This window comes from Halobacillus alkaliphilus (genome assembly GCF_900113125.1).
Classification (GTDB): Bacteria; Bacillota; Bacilli; order Bacillales; family Halobacillaceae; genus Halobacillus; species Halobacillus alkaliphilus.
In genome coordinates this window covers 39117-58740 of the sequence record NZ_FOOG01000017.1, presented here as the reverse complement: position 1 = coordinate 58740, position 19624 = coordinate 39117, and the positions used below count along the sequence as shown (strand labels likewise).

General features: G+C 37.1%; 18 protein-coding genes. 7 read left to right on the top strand and 11 right to left on the bottom strand.

Annotation, left to right across the window (positions count from 1 at the left end; translation table 11 throughout):
- Positions 1–89 precede the first annotated feature (89 nt).
- On the top strand, positions 90–2273 hold the full coding sequence (locus tag BMZ06_RS21050) for an SEC-C metal-binding domain-containing protein (RefSeq protein WP_425431759.1): 2184 nt from the start codon (positions 90–92) through the stop codon (positions 2271–2273).
- 128 nt (positions 2274–2401) lie between these two features.
- Here the strand turns inward: BMZ06_RS21050 and BMZ06_RS10870 are convergent, their stop codons facing one another.
- The 5 genes from BMZ06_RS10870 to BMZ06_RS10850 all read right to left on the bottom strand — a co-directional run bounded on the left by BMZ06_RS10870 (position 2402) and on the right by BMZ06_RS10850 (position 5856).
- Positions 2402–3352, bottom strand: coding sequence for a tyrosine-type recombinase/integrase (locus tag BMZ06_RS10870; protein ID WP_089752066.1), 951 nt, complete (start codon positions 3350–3352; stop codon positions 2402–2404).
- A 727-nt stretch (positions 3353–4079) separates the two neighbouring features.
- Positions 4080–4280, bottom strand: coding sequence for a hypothetical protein (locus BMZ06_RS10865; protein ID WP_089752065.1), 201 nt, complete (start codon positions 4278–4280; stop codon positions 4080–4082).
- The gene (locus BMZ06_RS10860) at positions 4261–5025 is read right to left on the bottom strand and encodes a hypothetical protein (RefSeq protein ID WP_089752064.1); all 765 of its coding nucleotides are present in this window, start codon (positions 5023–5025) and stop codon (positions 4261–4263) included. The genes BMZ06_RS10865 and BMZ06_RS10860 overlap by 20 nt, the downstream gene beginning before the upstream one ends.
- On the bottom strand, positions 5025–5513 hold the full coding sequence (locus BMZ06_RS10855) for a phBC6A51 family helix-turn-helix protein (protein WP_089752063.1): 489 nt from the start codon (positions 5511–5513) through the stop codon (positions 5025–5027). Before BMZ06_RS10855 ends, BMZ06_RS10860 begins: the two co-directional genes overlap by 1 nt.
- Before the next feature lie 85 nt (positions 5514–5598).
- Positions 5599–5856, bottom strand: a complete 258-nt coding sequence (locus BMZ06_RS10850) for a helix-turn-helix domain-containing protein (protein ID WP_089752062.1) — start codon at positions 5854–5856, stop codon at positions 5599–5601.
- Positions 5857–6627: 771 nt separating this feature from the next.
- Here BMZ06_RS10850 and BMZ06_RS10845 point away from each other — a divergent pair.
- From BMZ06_RS10845 to BMZ06_RS10835, 3 genes are all read left to right on the top strand, one after another.
- Positions 6628–7737 (top strand): hypothetical protein, encoded by a 1110-nt coding sequence (locus BMZ06_RS10845; RefSeq protein ID WP_089752061.1) that lies wholly within the window; start codon positions 6628–6630, stop codon positions 7735–7737.
- A gap of 212 nt (positions 7738–7949) precedes the next feature.
- Positions 7950–8213: a hypothetical protein gene (locus tag BMZ06_RS10840; RefSeq protein WP_089752060.1), complete on the top strand. Its 264-nt coding sequence runs from the start codon at positions 7950–7952 to the stop codon at positions 8211–8213.
- Positions 8210–8512 (top strand): hypothetical protein, encoded by a 303-nt coding sequence (locus BMZ06_RS10835; protein WP_089752059.1) that lies wholly within the window; start codon positions 8210–8212, stop codon positions 8510–8512. Before BMZ06_RS10840 ends, BMZ06_RS10835 begins: the two co-directional genes overlap by 4 nt.
- A 199-nt stretch (positions 8513–8711) precedes the next feature.
- Here the strand turns inward: BMZ06_RS10835 and BMZ06_RS10830 are convergent, their stop codons facing one another.
- From BMZ06_RS10830 to BMZ06_RS10820, 3 genes are all read right to left on the bottom strand, one after another.
- The gene (locus BMZ06_RS10830; RefSeq protein WP_089752058.1) at positions 8712–10622 is read right to left on the bottom strand and encodes a hypothetical protein; all 1911 of its coding nucleotides are present in this window, start codon (positions 10620–10622) and stop codon (positions 8712–8714) included.
- Between the two features lie 186 nt (positions 10623–10808).
- Entirely contained in the window at positions 10809–11672 is an 864-nt protein-coding gene (locus BMZ06_RS10825; RefSeq protein ID WP_089752057.1) for a hypothetical protein, read from the bottom strand.
- A gap of 146 nt (positions 11673–11818) precedes the next feature.
- Positions 11819–12730: a tyrosine-type recombinase/integrase gene (locus BMZ06_RS10820; RefSeq protein ID WP_175477870.1), complete on the bottom strand. Its 912-nt coding sequence runs from the start codon at positions 12728–12730 to the stop codon at positions 11819–11821.
- A 337-nt stretch (positions 12731–13067) separates the two neighbouring features.
- Between BMZ06_RS10820 and BMZ06_RS10815 the strand changes: the two genes are divergently transcribed.
- From BMZ06_RS10815 to BMZ06_RS10805, 3 genes are all read left to right on the top strand, one after another.
- Positions 13068–13409 (top strand): YflT domain-containing protein, encoded by a 342-nt coding sequence (locus tag BMZ06_RS10815; protein WP_175477869.1) that lies wholly within the window; start codon positions 13068–13070, stop codon positions 13407–13409.
- Positions 13410–13572: 163 nt separating this feature from the next.
- Entirely contained in the window at positions 13573–13845 is a 273-nt protein-coding gene (locus BMZ06_RS10810; protein ID WP_089752054.1) for a hypothetical protein, read from the top strand.
- A 194-nt stretch (positions 13846–14039) separates the two neighbouring features.
- A complete protein-coding gene (locus tag BMZ06_RS10805; protein ID WP_089752053.1) occupies positions 14040–15065 on the top strand; it encodes an aldose epimerase family protein in 1026 nt (341 codons plus the stop codon).
- A gap of 645 nt (positions 15066–15710) precedes the next feature.
- On the opposite strand, the gene BMZ06_RS10800 is transcribed toward BMZ06_RS10805, so the two are convergent.
- From BMZ06_RS10800 to xylA, 3 genes are all read right to left on the bottom strand, one after another.
- Entirely contained in the window at positions 15711–16694 is a 984-nt protein-coding gene (locus tag BMZ06_RS10800) for an aldo/keto reductase (protein WP_089752052.1), read from the bottom strand.
- A gap of 68 nt (positions 16695–16762) precedes the next feature.
- The gene (xylB, locus tag BMZ06_RS10795) at positions 16763–18262 is read right to left on the bottom strand and encodes a xylulokinase (protein ID WP_089752051.1); all 1500 of its coding nucleotides are present in this window, start codon (positions 18260–18262) and stop codon (positions 16763–16765) included.
- Positions 18263–18264: 2 nt separating this feature from the next.
- On the bottom strand, positions 18265–19593 hold the full coding sequence (xylA, locus tag BMZ06_RS10790; protein WP_089752050.1) for a xylose isomerase: 1329 nt from the start codon (positions 19591–19593) through the stop codon (positions 18265–18267).
- Between the last annotated feature and the right edge of the window lie 31 nt (positions 19594–19624).

Sequence of the window (19624 nt, the reverse complement as noted above, 5' to 3'; positions counted from 1 at the left end):
ATATCCATTATTCACCACTATGTTTGGTATTTATTTGAAGTTTGTATGTTACAATCATCATAATAATATTGAGGTGATGTTTGTTGAATGTGAGTTATGCAAGCTTAAAAGAAAATATCAGAAAGCATGATTTAACAAATTCAGTGCAACAGTTACTACTTTTATACATAGAAGATGGTAATTCATTTATCAGAAATCTGCTTCTTAGTGGAAGTATCATTGAACCAATTACCTTAGGAGTTAAGGAAAAAGATATACAGTTTGTAAATCAAGTTTTTTTTAAAGCGTTTCGACTTATAGAAGAAAAGATAGTAGATGAAGAAAAAGACTTTGAGGAGTTTACTCGGGAATCTTCAAGATTATTACATTCAATAAATATTATCTATAATGCTTTCAAAGAAAATGCGAAACTACTCTATCAAAACGAATTTTTAGGCTATCCTTTTAAAAAACAAATACAAATGTACTGTACGTTTATTGAAAGTCAATCTATTTACGCACAAAGAAATTTGGAAAATACTATGTCTCAAAATAAATATTTTACAGGTATGGAAGAGATAGTTACTCAAGAAGGTAAAAGCATATCGATTAATGACAATTTTGAAGCGATTATTGAATTATTCGATACTTTAATTAGGTTACTCCAATATAAGTCTAAAGGAAAAATTGATGGGCAATCCAACAAGTCATATACTAATGTTTCCCCTTATTTTATTCCTAGTATTCAGCAAATAATGCATTTGACTTCTCATAAGGAGACTTTAGATGTTTTATGGGAGAGGATAAAATACAGAGGGTGGCAATCTAAGGTTTATAAAACTGAAGATAACAATATTTACTATTACGCTCCTAACAATCAAAAGATTCTTAAACTAGAAAGAGCAGCCACGCTAAGATACAAGTATAAAGAATATGTAGATTATGTATCCAATATAGATTTAAAATCAGCTAAAGAATTATTAAATGATATTAATAAGAATATCAAATTCTCATTGCACAAGCCTGAAGAACTATTTGCATTAGAACCTAAAATACTTACCTTATGTCTGAAACTTTCTGAACCAAGAATAGAGACCTCAATTGAGAAAATGAAGGATAAATTAGGAAATAGATTTTCTACTATTAAAATAGGTGTATCCAAAACAGTTTCATTATTTGAATTATATGACAGTTTTAGTTACTTGTTATCTTTAGGAACTGCATACAGTGTGAATTCCACTCGCTCTTTTAATGATACTGATTTTTCTTACTTAACTCCAGTTTTTGATATTGATTACTTTGTAAAGGGCTTGAGTCAATATTATTCTTTGGACATGAAAAAAGCTAGAGAAGTAATTGAATTATTTGTATTTAAGCCTAAAGATATGAAAGAGAGTTTGGATGTGTTTTCCCAACCACTGATTTACGTTGGCGACAACCAAGTGGTATTTTGCCCTCATCTAATACAACAGATGAACTTAGAAAGAATAGTAGAAAAACATTTAAATTCTTTTAATGTTCAACTTTCTGCTAAAGGAACCCTATTAGAGAATAAATTGACTTCAACCTTAGATTTTTCGCCGTATTTCGAAGTTAATCACACTAAAGTTAAATTTAAAGCATATGACCACAAACAAGTAGAATATGACATGATAGGGGTTATGGACAATAAAATACTACTTATTGAAATGAAATGTCTTACTCGTCCATATTCAGATTTTGAGTTATACCAAAAAGAAAAAGAAATATTATTTGGAGTTGAGCAAGTAAATAGAAGAGAAAACATACTAATTAAACAACCAGAACTTGTACAAAACCATATGGATATAAGTCTACCTACAAACTCTCCAACAAAAGAAGATATCATTAAGATAGTATGTACTGATATTTACGATTTCACTGGCAGAACTGAAGGAGATGTATATATAACTGATACATCAGCTTTTATGAAGTTTTTTTTGGACCCTGAGATAGAGCAAGTTGAAATCCAGGATGGGCAACCTTCCGTGACCAATGTTAAAAGTTTATTTGAGGAAAAACCAAACTCTAAAGTACTCATAGAGTATTTAAAGTTGCCTCCAGCAGTAAAACCTTATTTCTCTAACTTAGTAGAAGAACCACGACAACTTATTTTATTAAACGAAGAATCTGATAGGATTGCGTTTAAAGATTTCATTCTACGTAACAATCCTTATGAACCAATTAGTAAAACATCTTCTTCTAGAAAGATTGGTCGAAATGAAAAATGCCCTTGTGATAGCGGAAAGAAATATAAAAAATGCTGTGGAAAGTAATTAGACTCCCTTTTATATTGGGAGTCTTTTTATTATAGTTCTTTATTAAAAGGAACAGGATACCCGAAAGGCCTTTGTAAGCTGTATCTATTTAATCTACATAGTACATAAGAAAGAGCCGAATATCCTTATATCCAACTCAATGAATCAACTGCATTGTCCATGTCTTCTTGTCCTGGTTGAGTGTATTTCATTGTCATTTCAATATTAGGTGAACCGTCTTCCTTCATATGCCCCATTAGTTGAGCGACAACATCAAATGGTACTTTGTTATTTACGAGTTCATGTCCGAACGTATGTCTTAAAGCATGTGCTGTCAGGTGTGCTATACCTGTCAGCTTTTTATATTTCTTGATGATATGCTGAACGCTCCTGGTAGTCATCTGTGGAGAACGTTGAGACTCAAATAGATATATTCCTGTTGGTTGAAATTGTTCCAGGTACGTCTTCAATGTTTCCCTGGCAGACTTATTTAATTTAATCGTTCTTTGTCTATCCATTTTACCTTGCTGAACAAATACCTTTCCTGTCCGTTCTGTTAGTTGAACATGTTCCTGCTTCAAGTCACATATTTCCTGAATACGTAGACCGGTGTGGAGAAGAGTTGTAACCATCGCTAATTCTTTAATATTACCATGTTTACGAATGGTTCTAATTAAGTGGTTCTGTTCGTTCCTGGTTAACCATTTAGGTGTACTTCTTTGTTCCGTTACAAACTCTTGAAACTTGAATGGATTATCAGGAACTTTCCCTTGTTCAACCAGGTAATTATAGAATGACCTTACGTGCATTAATGATTGGTTGAATGTTGAAGCCTTATATTTTGCCTTTAGGTTGTCCTGGAATTTCTTAGCGTCTATCTCTGTTACTCCTACTAATACCTCGGATTCTGAATTAGTGTGGTTATTTTGATAGCCAGATGAGGACGGATTCATGCCCGCTTGCCCGGTCTGTACCCCCTCACTGTCTTCCAGGAACTTCACCAGGCGATTGACTGAAGTTCTATGATTTATGATTGTTCTTTCTGTCTTTCTCTTTCGCTCTAAATAATCTATGTAATCATTCAAGATTTCGCTCATGTATATTTCCCCTTTACTTGTCTTCAAACAAAGTACGACAAGATAATCATAAGATATTAAAGCCTTTATTCAACTTTAAACTATCTTCACCTTAACAATTTCGTCTTACTTTATCAATGAAGTACGACAAGTTTATATAGTGAATTTATTGAATTATTGAATCGTCAATGAAGACAATGTTCCTTTGTCTGTTGTCCTTTTAGTGTTGTACAGACTTTCCTATTCAACCAACAATAACTCTATTGTGTGCCTTTCTGTGTGCTTTGTGTTGGCTAAATTAATGTGTTGTTTGATTCACTTCCACAACAATTCCTTCCTAAGCTTGACGAACTGACTTAGTTACTTGATTTCGCAATATCGTCACCTAAGATACGTTAAGCTTTCAACCTACCCTGCTTTAAATATCAGTCTTATAATAGGCTCTGTGTCTTCTTCTTAGGACTCCAGGCTAATTAATCTTATAAGGGAGTAGTTATTTAATATGTGAAGGCTGTGTAACTATTTAAAGTATCTCTGAAGGGAATTGTCAAACAACTGATTGAGATTTGGGAAGGGACACGGTGGGCGGCTATTGCTGATGTTTTAAGCTATAATCTGTAAAGTTAAATATCTTGACAATTCTTGTTTTTCCTTTGATTTTCTTCAGTATAATAATAGATTTGTAATTTAACAATCCAGGAAAAAGCAGGTGTCCCTCTGGACATAAAAAAGAAGACCAGGGACAAACTTAATTGCCTTCCTGGTTACTTTCTAACTGTTCAAACCCCAGATGTAATAGCATTTGGGGAGAATTTCTCTCCTGATTACCTTCCTGGAGTTGAATAGATTCTTCTGCAATCTTTGCTTCAGCCTGTTCTTTTTCTTTGTCTCTTAACTGTTCATAGCCTTGCTTCAAAAGGTTGATGGAATTAGCCTGCTTCCTGGTCATTATCCTTATCCTCCTTTTTTTGTCTTTCTTCCTTCTGCTTCTCTTTTACTTGTTGTTCACTATGAAGTAGATCTCCTGTTTCAATATAGTGCCGTAAATACAATGGAGTTGTCAGGGAGTTCCTGAAGTTGTGAGTGTACCAGTCAAAGGCTTCCTGTGTACTAATGCCAACAAACTGGTCAATACTTACGTCTTTATTAACTAAATTAGGCTCGGGAAGAGATTTCTTTCTTAGTTTTTGTTTCTCCCCTACACCTAGAACAGAATATACTTGTTCAAGCTTCTTCCTGGCTTGTTCTTGCCGTTCTCTTGGTTGACCTAGTTCATAAACCTGCTGGAGATACTCTGCTTTCAATCTACGGAACTCGGGAAGGTTACTATTCATTTCCTCATAGACTTCATTCTCAATATCTCTATAAAGCTCTTCCAGGTCATCTTGATATATTTTCTGTAAAGTCTCTGCTTTCCCTTGTTCTATACTAATAATTTGTTCTTCAATATCCTGAAGTTCATCCTGGAGGTTTTTCCGTTTTTCCTTAAACTTTTGTAGCTGTGCTTCATTATGACCTTTGCTTCCAATATTAACAGCTACGGACTTATGTTTAATTTGTTCCTCAAGGTCTGCAAGTTCCTGTTCCTTTTCTCTACGTTCTAATTTCTTCTCCTTAAGTTTTTCCATACTCTTTTTATTCTTTTGAAGTAATTCTTCTGCTTTCTCATTGAATTGATTTAGTTTATCTGACATTATTTCTCATTCTCCTTTTCTAGTGTATCTACTTCTCTATAATGAACATCTATTGATTCAGTTTGTTGAAGCTGTTCACGTAAGTCTTCAACATGCTTATTAATTTCGTCATTCGTCTGTTGCTCTTCAGTGTTTACATTTTGATTAAAAGTAAATTGGTTCTCCTGTATTAGTCCAACTAGCTTCAAATAGTTCTCTATTGATTTATCCTTACCGGCTCTAATGTTCTGCATGAGAACGTCCAGGACTTCAGGAAGGTGTTCCCCTGCTTTTTCAACAGCACGTTTCCTTACTTCTTCTTGGAAGTGTTCATCCTTCTTCCAACGTGTAATTGTTTTCCTGCTGACACCTAACTTCTCTGCAAGTTCTTTCTGCGTGTAACCCCCATTGTCAGATAAAGACATAAATTCAATAGCCCACGTCTTAGCTGAGTCATTTCTATCCATGATTTCATTATCGAATTGTTGTTCCTGCTTCCTCCGTGCCATTTAACTCAACTCCCTTCTGTTTATGTTTTTTTGCTCGTTCGACTAGTGTCCTTAATTCTTTCTCGTATCTCTTTCATCAATCTTTTTAAATGGTAAAGCAATCATTCTCCTTTAATCGTTTTTGTATCAATTTGTGATAGTCATGAAGCAAATCAAGCTCTTCTGGAGTTACATCAAATGCTTCGACTATTTTCCACTCAAGATATGGAGTTAATTTTTTCTTACCTTTTTCAACTCGATTTACATCTGCCGTGTCTATGTTTGCCTTTTTTGCTAGTTCTGATTGAGTCATTTTTAGATTTGTTCTAATTGCACGAATAAATTCACCTTTATTGTAGTCCAATGAATAACCCTCCTTTTTTTGGTTGTTCGCATGTTCTGAAGATTGATATGAAGGATGTTATTGTCTAAGCAGCTACAATATTTTTGGTTTTAAGGTACAAAAAAAGCTCCTGCCTTATAAAGCAGGAACTCTTATGTACGCAATTTTTAGTATCCATGTAGTAGAAACCCATAAGGAAAGGAACTCTCATATTTATTAATTGCTGAGCCTTCAAAAGACAAGGAGAAACTCTAAATTCTCTTCAATATATTCTTACAATGTAATTGTTATGTTCTAAGTATGTTTGTATGAATTATCTAACAACATGATTGCGAAGCAATCGCAACCGAAGGTTGCATATGTTTTGAACTTTCTTCTATCTTTTGAATTGTTAGCCTTTTTTTAATTATGTTGACCTAAGGTTAACTTATACTCACTTACGTTCGTAACGAACCGAAGGTTCGTGATTACCTAAATCCCTAAACCATTAACCTTCAAAGTCAAAACCGTTAGCCTTTTCCTCAACCCTTTCTTTTTCCCTTCTCCTTCTCATAAAACTAATGTAGCAAAAATAAGGCAGTACAATAACAAAAATAAAAAAAGTCTTTGAAGACCGTCATAGAGCTATTTCAAAAAGCAAATCTTCCTTTGAATATCCGAGTTTTATCCTTGTGCTATTTTTGTTTGAAGTTTAGTTCATTATTTATCTATGAAGTTTAGTTCAATTTTATAGTCACGTAGAACAACTCGGTCTGTTATTTCAAATAGAAAACGATAGGAGGAATATAGGAAATGATATTTCAACAATTAGTTACGCATGACTTATTAAAAGAAATACCAGGTGGAGCATTTAAGAGTTTTATTTCTATTGCTTCAAGAATGGACAGAAATGGGATAACAGAAGTCTCCAGAAAAACAATTGGTAAAGAAACTGGAAAGAGTGTTAAAGCTGTTTGTAATGACCTGGAACAACTAGAAAAAGTTAAAGTCAATGGTCATTCATTACTTAATATTGCATCAGCAAACAAAACGGAAAACGTTTTTATATTAAATCCTAATTTTAATGTCCTGGATGAAATTGAAGCAATTACCCCTAGAAATGTGATAGCGTACTTTACGTTCAATTTTTACAGAAAGTATAAAGAAAGAACTGAACAAAAATTTAACACTGACGCTATCCAAAGGTATCTGATAAACAAATATACTTTTGAAAAAATCAAGGGTTTCATAGACCGATTAATTGAAGACTATGATGATGTGTTCAAAACTCCAGGATATGATAGACCAACCTTATTTATGTTATTTGATAACCGATTCAATCATATTCGTGAGGGAATTATGGAGTTACCTAAAAAGAGCGTCATGCCTTCCCAGAAAAATAAAACAGGTGTCTCCTTGAACGGACAACACTATTCTTCAGGTGTCCGTTCAAGCGGACACATAGAAGAAAGTGAACTAGAAGAAAGTTCATTAGAAGAAAGTAATAATACAAAAAAGGATGATGCAGTGAATGAAATCAAAAATGCTCCAGATGTATTGAAATACTTTTGTCAGGAATACGAGAGAAAGTATGGAGAATATTGTGACCTTAATTTTACGAAAGATAGTTCTAAGGTAAACAACACATTGTTGAAGCAATACAATACTGAAACCATTAAGAAAATGATTGACGTACTAATTCGTGACTATGAGAAGCATTGGAAAAAGAAAGGATTTGAGAAGCCAGGATTGTTCATGTTGTACGTAGAGAAAATGAATTGGTTACGTGACCAGGTTCTAAAAATTGTAGAACAGGACAAAAAGGAAGAAGAGGAAGTTAAGAGAGTTCAGAAGGAAGCTGAAGAAGCTAATAAAAACCATGAAGAAGAATTAAATAAATTTATGGAGTTCCTGGAAAGTTAAAAATGACCGTCACACTTTGTGGCGGTCTTTGTTGTTGCACTTAAAAACTTTTATAAAAGTCCACTGTGAACGCTGTGTGCTTCCTTTATACATTACAGGATGTAATCCCCTCACACCTTCATAAGTTTCCTCAATCCCCTCAATTTTTCCTTCAAAAATGCTAGTATCTGTCCCTCTTTGCCGACTAAATAAGACGGAGGAGGAATGGTAAAATGAAAATCGAAAGTTTCGAAGAATTGTATGAAATATTCAAGAACAGTGAAAGAAGTAAAGTCAGTTTAGCACGTGAATTAAGCCGTAACTACAATAATGTAATTACTTATCACGGTTCTAGCCTGGAACACTTAGAACTGGAAGACGTAAAGACCCTTTTGAATCAGCGTAGAAGTTATGAGTTCTGTATTGTTCTTTTCAGTGATAAACAAGGAAGTTACTCTTTATTTAATTACGAAACTCTGGAGGTTAGTCAAAAATGACAAAATACCTCCATCTCACTCAAGAACTATACAACATGTTGAACACCAAGGAACTAATGATAATATATGCTATATACTTTCATGGTAATGATGAACAAACGGCTTGTATGGAAATCAAAACTCTATCTAAAAAAACAAATCTCACTAAAGAGGATATTGAACAAAATATCAGCACTTTAATGTCAAAAGGTTACTACGGACACTGGTTCCTTAATATAGCAGGCGGAGGAAAACAACAGAAATTATTTGTGTTAAATAACTTCCTTTTTACTGAAGAAGGGAGTAGTAAACATGATTGAAACTATTACCCTTTGCGGTTTTATATGTACTTCACTAATGTATGTAAGGACTTAACCTGGAGTTTAATCGCTTCAGGTTTTGGCATGTAACATTATTGTGGTTTCCAAGTAATAATCTTCCCCTCCCTGATAGGTATAAGGGAACGGCTAATGTCCGTTTTCTTCTCAATATACACAAATCTTAATGTTTGGACTTGAATTAATCGGATATGTAAAATTCTATAATGTTAGCTGGACTATTCCTTAAAAATTTCACAAACTGTTCGTAGTTAATATCTAAATAATTTCCTTCATTACTGATACCGTCATCTCTTAAATTATTCCTTATAGTCCCAAAAAGTGCATGTAATAAGGATTCAAGCCAATCAGTGTAGAAGCCAATCACAGTATAGTCTTTACTCCCATTGTGGAACATCTGATTTCTTAAGCTATATATCTTAGACAATTGCCTTTGATAAGTTTTTTTCAAGCGAGCATTAAACTTAACCCTTGTTTCTATATTTTCATTTAGTGAAGCAAACTTGTCTATTCTGTAAATTAAATACTCATTTCTTATATACTCTGGGAATACTCTTAAATTTTGTGAAAAGACTCTTAGATTAATATAATTATAAAAGTCTCCTAAGTCTTCTATAGAGGATATTTCATTTGGAAATTCTATTTTTTGAGTTTCCTTGTTATGATAGTAATATTTAAATTCCGCAAATATCATATTGTAAATATCGACTAATTCAATGTAATAGTAATAATATGTTAAGTGCTCAGAATAGGTATTAATAATTTCCGATTTTATGTTACCTACTTTTTTATTAGCCAGTAGAGATTCTGCGGAAATCCAGTAATGATGAAACTTATTAACTGTCGATGACTGGTCAATTCCTAAATGGAATGAATTTAGACTGTTTAGCAAGTATTGGCGGCTATTATCGTTTACTCTAAATAATTTGTTTATCAGGTTGTCTTCATCTTCTAACTCATTAATCTTATTCCTGAAAATATTCAGGTCTCTATAATTAGTGGCTAAATACTTATCGATGTTTCTACCATCTCTCCATAAAGGATAACTTTTTTTCAGACCAGAAATAGTAACATTTTTTTCACTTACTCGGATATTTGAAATATCATAGACAAACCTGATATAAGTAACAATCTCTTCTAGTTCTTTTAAAACTTCTTGTTTAGCCTTAATTTCATTCCAATGACGTGTATTCACTCGAACGTGTAAATCGGTATGCTGAACAATATTAAAAAAACTTCTATCTTGTTTTCCCATCCTAGGACTATTTCTCAGGTATTCTACCTCTTCTTTTCTCATTAACCCTTCTTCAGCAAATAGTGTATTAATATTCTTGAAATAACGATTATGAGATTCTCTTAAAGGGTTATAGAATGTGTACCCTTTAATTGTAAAAGGTTGAATAGACTTGAGGTTATCTATTCTAAAGATAAAAGTGTACTTATTCATTTTTTTGTTTTGTGTAAAACTAGTTCTTTTATTCTCAAATTGCTCTTTCAAAGAAAGTGAGTAATTGCTCATTGTAGAAAAGTCAAACTCTGTTTCTTTGTAAACTTCCTTTATTAAATATTCGATTGGATAGCCATCCAAAATAATTTCTATAACTAAATCCATAACTAGTGATTTTACATATTCGTAAGTGTCCTCTAATTTAACTGAACTATAAATATAATATATTAATTCATTAAATAGGAGTTTGATATTGTTCTCTTGAATTTTTTGTAAGTTTGAAGCAAGCTTCTCTAATTCTAACACTTGCTTTTTTATATTTTCTTTATTTTTGGCATTAAGAACACGTTCTAGCATCTTAGAAAGATAATCAATTTCACCATGTTTATTGTAATGTTTTACGAAATATATATTTTGCTTTAAGTACGAATATAAATCTTCTACTATGTAAACCAACCCGAATTTCTTTTTTTCATATTTTGAGTTATCCATTTTAATGGAGCTGATAACATTAGTTAATTCAAGCAGGTATGTGTTCAGATTGCTTAATTTATTTTCGTCATATTTATAAACATTAATGTTAAGAGTATCTAACCAATAAGATTTAATGAAATTTATCTTCTTTTTAGAATCTACACTTCTCAAGATATCTACCCCCATAACTATTAAAAGCAATATTGATATTAGCTTATCAAAAGACTTATAGATTGGGAAATATAACCACTAAATCCTTTGATTATCTTATTATAAACTCAACTCTTAACTGAGCTATCAAAAAATAAAATTTTAAACTAAGGATTCCACATTTTGAAGCTATGAGTAATTCTATATCTAACCTGTAAGCCTTTTAACTCTTTGTGCTAGGTTATCTAAGCATACTTCATCAGCTCCCTGAGAATTATCTTGTGTACCTTTGAGCCATGATGGCAATACTTCCTTCTTTGAATCACATTTGTTTTCTAAGGACTTATGGAGAAGACCTTCAAAGCTACTTTTAACAGGTTGTTCAAGTACATTCGATACTACATGGATGAATTGCTGTTCACTTAATAATTCTTTGAACTTTTGGTACTGATTTATTATTGAGGAAACCTTGTGTTCGTCTATCTGTTCATTCCATGATTCCAGGCGACTACCTACAAGAGAATAGCCTTCATTATAGATAGATTGTATTCTATTTTTATTAGATATATGGTTCTTAACTCTATTCTTATTTGTTGTACGTTTCGGACGTTCTTTTTTGTCCGTTTCGTTCATTCCAGTTTGTCCATTTTGTGCATACTGATTGTGACAGTCTTCATCCTGGTTTTTATCTTCTGAACTCCTGATGTCATCAGTTTGCACGTTTAGTGCATTCTTGTTTGTACCTTGATTCAATAGTTCGTATATCTTGAAAGTAATTTTATAATGAGTTTTGGCAGGGAGACCGATTCTTTTTGTTTCAATAAGACCTTGCTTCTTCAGGTTTCTAATAGCTGTTTCTCTTTTCTTCCTGGATGTTGCAGTGTCGTGTTCTAATTGCTCTGAAGTACAGTAAAACCATTCTTCTTCTGTAAGCTGTTCACGGTCTTTCCAATACTTATATTTACTGACTAATTCACTGTAAAGAACAGTCTCAATTAGTCCGATATTCCTTGCTAGTTCTTTATTGATTGAGATATAAGCGTCTTGTCTGATTAAGTCAAATAGTTCCACCTTTGTTTTCCCTCCAGGTAAGGGAAGATACTTGAAGCATTTTGGTTATATAAGTAAAATAATTACTACAAGCACCTTCCATGTGTTTGTGTTAGGAACGTCCTGGTTGTTGGTTGGTAGCCGTCCAGGGCGTTCTTTTTGTTTGGCTATATTTCCATATCATTCAAAGGATTATGCTTTTCATTTTGGTCTTTCAACTCGTTACCAAAGTAATGTAAATAACGTTCTGTGGTTTTTACAGATGTATGCCTTAGGATTCTTGCCAGACTGACAATGTCACCACCTGACTGTATATATCTCTTTGCATAATAGTGCCTTGCTGAATGGGCTGAAACTCTAGTTCCTTTAAAATCCATAACAGTTGCTAATCGTTTGAACATACATTTAATAGCATTCACTGTTATTGGTTTATTGTGTTGATTGACGAATACATACTCTGAAGATTCATTGAAGTAATTTTCTTTCCATACCTTATATTCAGCTAATTCTTTTGAAAGCTTGTTTGATAATGGCACTGTTGCTTCAGTCCTGGACTTGCCAAACACCTTGATAACTCCACTCCTGAAATCAACATCATTCCACTTGATATTTATTAGCTCTCCTACACGTACTCCAGTACCTATTAAAGTGAGAAATACCGTATAATTACGAACAGCAAAAAATGTATCCTCTTTTCGTTTCTTCCTTCTGAAATAAGACAAAATTTGTTGAACCTGGTCATCCGTAAAAGTTTGAATTCTTATATCTTCCCTCACCTTCTTCAAACCTGTTGCCGGATTGTTAGTCAAGAACCTTTCATCAATAAGCCAATTGAAGAAACCTTTAAGTAACCTGGTTTTACTATTTAATGTAACTGGGTTGTTCCCTTTTTCTTGAAGCGTGAGAAAGAACCCTTTGATTGTTCTAGTCGTGATTTCATTAATGTTTGTTATTCCTCTTTCTTCACAGTACACACGTAAATCTTCCAGGGTATACTTATAGTTTTGTAGTGTTCCTGGGGCTACATTTTGATAGCGCTTTTCTTGATAAAACTCCTGTATTGCAAACTTTAATAACACAAAAAAGACCACCCTTCCTAATTTTAGAAAGTAGTGGTCTACACACTCATAAAAGTGTCCGCAATTAGACACCATTCATTTTCAGTTGTAAATCCTGTTATGTAAGCATTTTGTAGTCAATTTATTAGGACAAAACTGCCAGTGTTGCGCTCTCCCAGCTGAGCTAATGCCCCATGATTTAATTTTTTAACTCGACAATCAGTATTATATAACGATGTCCCTCCTACTATCAAGAGCTAAATACAAATCCCTGCCTGTTTTTTCGATATCAGGACTTTCTTCATCGTTTAAGCTGATTTTCCCTCGGGAAATCTTCTTTCTAAAGGAGGCGATATCGATGCAACCTAACTATCAAATTTTTGGCGACGATGAACAGATGGGTCAATCTATCGACAGAATTAAAGAACACGGAGTAGATGAAGACAATATCTACATTCTTTCACACGATAATGACCATGTCAGACGTACGAAGAGACAAACAGATGCCAATAAGATCGGTGTAAGCGAAACTGGTCTCGGTACAGCGACAAAGAATATTTTCCGTGGGAAAGATGACAAGTTGATTTCCAAGATGAAAGAGATAGGCTTCGAACAGTCCACGGCCAAAGAAATTCATAAAGAATTAGAGAAGGGAAAAACATTATTAGTCGTAACAAATGAAGAAGATGTCCAGTTTTAAAATTACGCGATTCTCATTTTAAAGCGGAGTAGTCCTGGTCTTGGATTTCTCCGCTTCTGTTTATTGAACTAGCACTTTTATATACTGCTGCGGCAAAATCTTTATCAGCTGCTTTTCTTTTTTGTTTTTTTCAATGAGAAATTCAATGGGATAGACGATTGGTATGAAGATGGTCTTCCAGGTTACAATAACCCGTAAAAAGGATGATCTCACATTGGAATTCACGCTGCGAGGAAAAAATGGCGCCTATCCCTGTATTATTACGATTGACCCGGATAACGGTAGATATACCATACGGAAAGAAGATACCAGTGGAGAGGTATTCAACTCACCGGAAGAATTAAAGCAATGGATTCACGAAAATTGGACAGCAGACGATTTTGAAGATCCTTTAGCCTTTCACCATATGCTCGATAAAATTCAAGATACCCCGTAGAAAGATCTACTCAAAGCATGAGTGAAAGCATAGGGTTCTAGCTTCTTTATTACTTACCCATTTCTATAGAAATCTTATGCAATTTAGCGAAATACGTAAATAACACTTTCATGTTTGATAAGATAAAGAAGACTATAGAAATTATAGAATATGCGGATACTCTGCTTCGCTTTTTAAACGGAGGTACATACAACATGGAGATTACGACTAAAGAAGTCAGCAACAGCTGGACAAAGTACGACCTGACGAATGATCACGGCATGAAGCTCAGCGTTCTAAACTACGGAGGTATTATTACAGAGCTGCACGTACCAGACGAGAACGGAACGATAGAAAACGTTGTACTAGGCTACAGAAATTTAGAAGACTATAAAGAAGATCCTAATTATTTTGGTGCGCTAATCGGACGAGTGGCCGGACGAATCGAGGGAGCTTCTTTTACACTTAACGGGCACACGCACTCGCTTGATGCTAATGAAGGTTCTAACCACCTTCATGGCGGTCCGAATGGATTCCACCAAAGGATCTGGGGGGTCACCCCTTTTGAAAGTAACGACGAGGTCGGTCTGACGCTCTCTTTGAATGTTTCAAAAGAAGAAGACGAATACCCTGGCAATCTGGACGTCACCGTGACTTATACGTTAACGAACGAAAACGAATTAGTGGTGGATTATCAAGCTGAGAGCGATGAAACAACGGTCCTGACATTAACCAACCACTCTTACTTTAATTTAAGCGGGAACTATAAAAGGACCTTGCATAATCATCACCTTACTTTCAACAGTCCGCGATTTGTCGAATTGGACGATAAGCTGATTCCTACCGGAAAATGGCTGGACGTCAACGATACCCCTTTTGATTTCCGGGAAGGAAAAGACCTGGTGGAAGGGATTGTGACTCCTCACCCTCAGAACAAAGTCGCTAAAGACGGCTTTGATCATTATTTTATCCTGGAGGATGGACAGGTCCGTGTCGAAGAACCAACAAGCGGCCGGACGCTCGATATTACTACCGATCAACCAGGAATGGTTATGTACACCTCAAACAACCTAGATGACAGCTTTCTTTTGGCAGAAAGATCTGCAGAAAAGTATTTAGGTTTATGTATGGAAACCCAAAGTTCCCCGGCATCACTTCATCATGAAGGATTCCCATCTATTGTTTTAAACGGGGATGAACCTTACCACAAACGCACCACTTTTTCATTTAAGACCCAATAAAAACAAGCCAGGAGGTCTCCCTCTTGGCTTGTTTATTGGGTTTGTTAAAAGTTAATGTTTTCAGAAGAATATTAAACTATCGGGCCATATACTTTAAGACTCGATATCGAGATAACTCGGGTCCGTTGTCAAAAAAACGATGAGGCCGGCTACGGAAACAACTCGCTTTCCTACGGGGGAACTGGCAAGCCTCCTCGGTCGCTCCCTGTGGGGTCTCGCCTAGTTCCTTCTCCCGTGGGAGTCTCGTCGTTTCCTTCGCCACCTTATGGTTGAAAAGTGAACGGACCTTTCTATAAGCGAAAGGAGTGGTGGATCAGCTTCAAATGCTTTTATAGCAGGATGCAGCCACGTGGACATGCTCGTTGTAAAAGCTTTCCCTCCCCCATAACCCAGGGCGTTTCAAACATGATTTCGAGTTCCTTTACTTCGCAAGGTCCGGAGGGGGACGATGAAGACTCCTGCGGGATGAACATGATCGGGGAGATCCCGCAGGGCTGGTAAGCCCGAGGAAGCTCACCACATGCCCGCGGAAAGCGAATCGTCCCCCAGAGGACCTTCCTAGTAACCCAGTATCTTGAAACTGACTCTTACAGTATCGGTAGCTTTACTGTAACAACAGCACTGAGTTTTAACAGTGCCTCGTTATTAGTAAACTCCTCGAATATGATCGTGCACCTGCTCGTTATAAAACTCTTTTAATTGCTGCAGCTCTTCGTTCGAAAAGTCCCTCGCTTCAAGCGCCTTCAGGTTATCCTCTACTTGACTCACATTACGGAAGCCTGGAATGACACTTGTAATTCCGTCCTGCTGCATAATCCACTTCAGCGCCGCTCGGCTCATATTCCCGCGGCCTTTGATCATCCACTGAAGCTCCTCGCTCAATTCTACCCCTTTCGAGAATTCAAGCCCAGCAAAGGTCTCACCGACATTGAACGCTTCCCCGTTTTGGTTAAAGTTACGATGGTCATCTTCTTCAAAGACATGCTGTTTATTGAACTTCCCTGTCAGAAGACCACTTGCGAGCGGTACGCGTGCCAGAATCCCTACCTGCTTTTCACGTGCTTTTGGAATCAATTCATCAAGCGGCTTCTGCCTGAAAATGTTGAAGATAATCTGCAGAGAACTGGCATTGGTGTGCTCAAGCACATATAACCCTTCCTCTACCGTCTCGACGCTAACCCCATAGTAGCGGATTTTTCCTTCTGATTTTAAATCCTCCAACACTTCAAATACAGAGCCATCCTTGATAATTTCAAAAGTTGGACAGTGGATCTGATACAAATCGATCTGATCACGATTAAGCCTCTTAAGACTGTCCTCCGCATACTGTCTTACCTGCTCCGGTGAATAGTTCGCTGGGTCGGCAAAGTCTCCCTGCCGTCCGAACTTCGTCGCAATATAGATCTCCTTCTCTTTTCCTTTGGTTGCCTGGGCAAGCAGCTCTTCGCTATGCCCCATGCCATATACGTCCGCTGTATCAAAAAAATTAACTCCGCTTTCCATGGCGGTCTCGAGTGCCGCAAGCGCATCTTCATCGTTCGTTTCTCCCCAGGCACCGCCAATCGCCCATGTTCCAAAACTCAGTTCACTGATTTCAAGGTCTGTATTCCCTAAACGATTGTATTTCATAAATAACCGCCTTTCGTAAATAATAAGAAAGGCTGGCCCTTAAGCAGACAGCCTTACTCTCCCCCCTTTTACTTTCGATAAGGGAGCAATTGTGTATTTAGTTCCCTTGTTTGCTCATAAACATGCTGATAAATTCCAAAAAGTTCCTCATAAATTTGGACATTTTCTTCATTCGGTGAATAGGTCTTCTCAATTTGCAAAAATTCATCCGCACATTGCTTCAGGGAATCGAACCAGCCGCAGCCGTAAGCAGCAAGCATGGCAGCCCCGACTCCCGGACCTTGTTCACTCGATAGCTTCACGATGTCCGCGTTAAATATATCCGCCTGCATTTGCAGCCAGTGTTCATTTTTCGTACCGCCTCCGGTAGAAACAATCGTATCAATCGTTTTTCCACTATTACGGAATAAGTTGATAGACTCATGGAGGGAAAAGGTAATCCCCTCCATGACCGCGCGAACGAAATCCTTTCGCTGGTGAGAACTGTCCATTCCAATAAAGCTTGCACGAATCGATGCGTCTGCATGCGGCGTTCGCTCCCCGGAAATATATGGGGTAAACAACAATCCATTAGCTCCAGGCTGCACGGAGTCCACTTCCGCTACAAGATCTTGGAAGGATTCTTCTGCCGCAAATACTTCTTTAAACCAGCTGAGACTGTAACCTGCAGCAAGCGTTACGCCCATCGTGTAGTAAGCATCCGGAGCGCCGTGGTTAAAGTAATGAACCTTGCCGCCAAACTCTTTGTCATGACTGGATTCATAAGAGAGCACTACTCCCGAAGTACCTATACTGCACAAGGTTTTTCCTTCTTCTAAAATGCCGGATCCAATGGCTCCGCACGCATTGTCCGCTCCTCCGGCAAACACCCTTGTGGAAGGTGAAAGACCTGTAATGCTTGCCATTTCAGGCAGTACCGTTCCCGTCTGTTCATAAGAACCAATGAGCGGCGGGCAAAGATTGGAATCAATCCCTAATGCCTGGCAAATGTCTTCGCTCCAGTTGTTTGTATGAATATCAAGCAGGAGAGTACCTGAAGCATCTGAATAATCCATATGCAGTTCTCCTGTCAGCTTGTAACGCAGATAATCCTTTGGCAGGAGAAACGTTTTAGCTTTTGAGTAGATATTCGGCTCATGCTCTTTTACCCACATCAGTTTAGGAAGAGTGAAGCCTTCCAAAGCTGGATTCTGCGTAATCTCAAGCAGACGTTCATTTCCAATGACATCATAAATTTCCTGACACTGTGCAGTCGTGCGCGTATCGTTCCACAGAATCGCATTACGCAGCACTTCGTTGTTGTCATCCAGCAGCACAAGTCCATGCATTTGTCCGGAAAAGCTGATGCCTTCAATATTTTCAGCATTGCCCGGGAAATGGTTCATCATTTCAGACAGCCCTGCTACGGTCTGTTCTACCCAGACATGCGGTTCCTGTTCACTATATCCATGGCTTTCCTGAATCAATGGATACGTCTTTGAGACTTCTTGAACAATCCTGCCGCCGCGGTCCATCAGTAATAGCTTAACTGCACTTGTTCCAAGATCAATTCCAATGACATGAGACATATTTACTTCTCTCCTGCAAAAGTTTTCAGCAGGTATTGGTTAATGATGGCTTTAATATTTTCCAGGCGGCCGGATGGCTGAGAGATACCTTCCAATCCAAGAGCATGCTGCTCAAGCTTATGGAAATTAGTCGTACCATTTACTATGTCCTTGCCAATTCCCTCTTTATAGCTGCTGTAGCGATCCTCGACAATATTTTCGAGCACTCCGTCTTCAAGCAGTCTCTGCGCAACTTTTAAGCCGACCGCAAAGCTGTCCATCCCAGCAATGTGAGCGTGGAATAAATCTTCCGGCTTAAAGGAGCCCCGTCGGACCTTCGCATCAAAGTTCAACCCTCCGCGTCCTAATCCGCCATTTTTAATAATTTCATACATAGCAAGTGTCGTAGAGTAAAGGTCAGTTGGGAATTCATCCGTATCCCATCCTAGCAGCGGATGGCCTTGGTTGGCGTCCACCGATCCCAGTACATTGTTGATGCGGGCATAGTGCAGTTCATGCTCGAACGTGTGCCCGGCAAGTGTGGCGTGGTTAGCTTCAATATTGAATTTAAAGTGATCCTGAAGATCATATTTTTGCAAAAATGCATAACCTGAAGCTACATCGAAATCGTACTGATGCGTCGTCGGCTCTTTTGGCTTCGGCTCAATTAAGAACTGGGCATCGAATCCGATCTCCTTCGCATAGTTCACCGCCATATGATAGAAGCGGCCTAGGTTATCAAGTTCCAGTTTCATATCGGTATTCAAAAGCGTTTCATAACCTTCGCGTCCGCCCCAGAATACATAGTTTTCTGAACCGAGCTCTTTTCCGACCTCAAGTCCCTTCTTCACTTTTGCAGCAGCATACGCAAATACATCCGCTTCACTGGATGAAGCTGCACCATGAACAAAGCGCGGGTGGGTGAAATTGTTTACCGTATTCCATAGCAGCTTCGTTTTACTGTCTTTCATATAATCCTTGATCATCCTGACAATCGTGTCGAGGTTCTCGTTCGACTCACGTAAGCTGTTTCCTTCTGGAGCAATATCGACATCGTGGAAGCAGAAGTAAGGAACATTCAGTTTTTCAAAGAATTCAAAAGCCGCTTCTACTCTTGCCTTCGCAAGGTCCATCCCTTCATATCGATCCCACGTACGCTGTGCGGTACCTACACCAAATGGATCGGATAGATCTTCCGTAAATGTGTGCCAGTAAGCCACCCCGAATCGAAGATATTCCTCCATCGTCTGCCCGTTAATCGTTTCTTCCGGATTGTAGAACTTAAATGCGTATGGATTTGTGGATTCAGAACCTTCGTATTTAATTTTATCGATATTGTTAAAATAAGCCATTTAAATAACCTCCTAAAGATAATAAACCATT

Excerpts from the sequence above, each read along its gene's own strand:
- BMZ06_RS10840 (WP_089752060.1), top strand. The coding sequence starts at position 7,950 with ATGAAAATCGAAAGTTTCGAAGAATTGTATGAAATATTCAAGAACAGT.
- BMZ06_RS10855 (WP_089752063.1), bottom strand. The coding sequence starts at position 5,513 with ATGGCACGGAGGAAGCAGGAACAACAATTCGATAATGAAATCATGGAT.
- BMZ06_RS10870 (WP_089752066.1), bottom strand. The coding sequence starts at position 3,352 with ATGAGCGAAATCTTGAATGATTACATAGATTATTTAGAGCGAAAGAGA.
- BMZ06_RS10800 (WP_089752052.1), bottom strand. The coding sequence starts at position 16,694 with ATGAAATACAATCGTTTAGGGAATACAGACCTTGAAATCAGTGAACTG.
- BMZ06_RS10860 (WP_089752064.1), bottom strand. The coding sequence starts at position 5,025 with ATGTCAGATAAACTAAATCAATTCAATGAGAAAGCAGAAGAATTACTT.
- BMZ06_RS10810 (WP_089752054.1), top strand. The coding sequence starts at position 13,573 with ATGAAGATGGTCTTCCAGGTTACAATAACCCGTAAAAAGGATGATCTC.
- BMZ06_RS10865 (WP_089752065.1), bottom strand. The coding sequence starts at position 4,280 with ATGACCAGGAAGCAGGCTAATTCCATCAACCTTTTGAAGCAAGGCTAT.
- xylB (WP_089752051.1), bottom strand. The coding sequence starts at position 18,262 with ATGTCTCATGTCATTGGAATTGATCTTGGAACAAGTGCAGTTAAGCTA.
- BMZ06_RS10815 (WP_175477869.1), top strand. The coding sequence starts at position 13,068 with ATGCAACCTAACTATCAAATTTTTGGCGACGATGAACAGATGGGTCAA.
- BMZ06_RS10835 (WP_089752059.1), top strand. The coding sequence starts at position 8,210 with ATGACAAAATACCTCCATCTCACTCAAGAACTATACAACATGTTGAAC.
- BMZ06_RS10845 (WP_089752061.1), top strand. The coding sequence starts at position 6,628 with ATGATATTTCAACAATTAGTTACGCATGACTTATTAAAAGAAATACCA.
- xylA (WP_089752050.1), bottom strand. The coding sequence starts at position 19,593 with ATGGCTTATTTTAACAATATCGATAAAATTAAATACGAAGGTTCTGAA.
- BMZ06_RS10805 (WP_089752053.1), top strand. The coding sequence starts at position 14,040 with ATGGAGATTACGACTAAAGAAGTCAGCAACAGCTGGACAAAGTACGAC.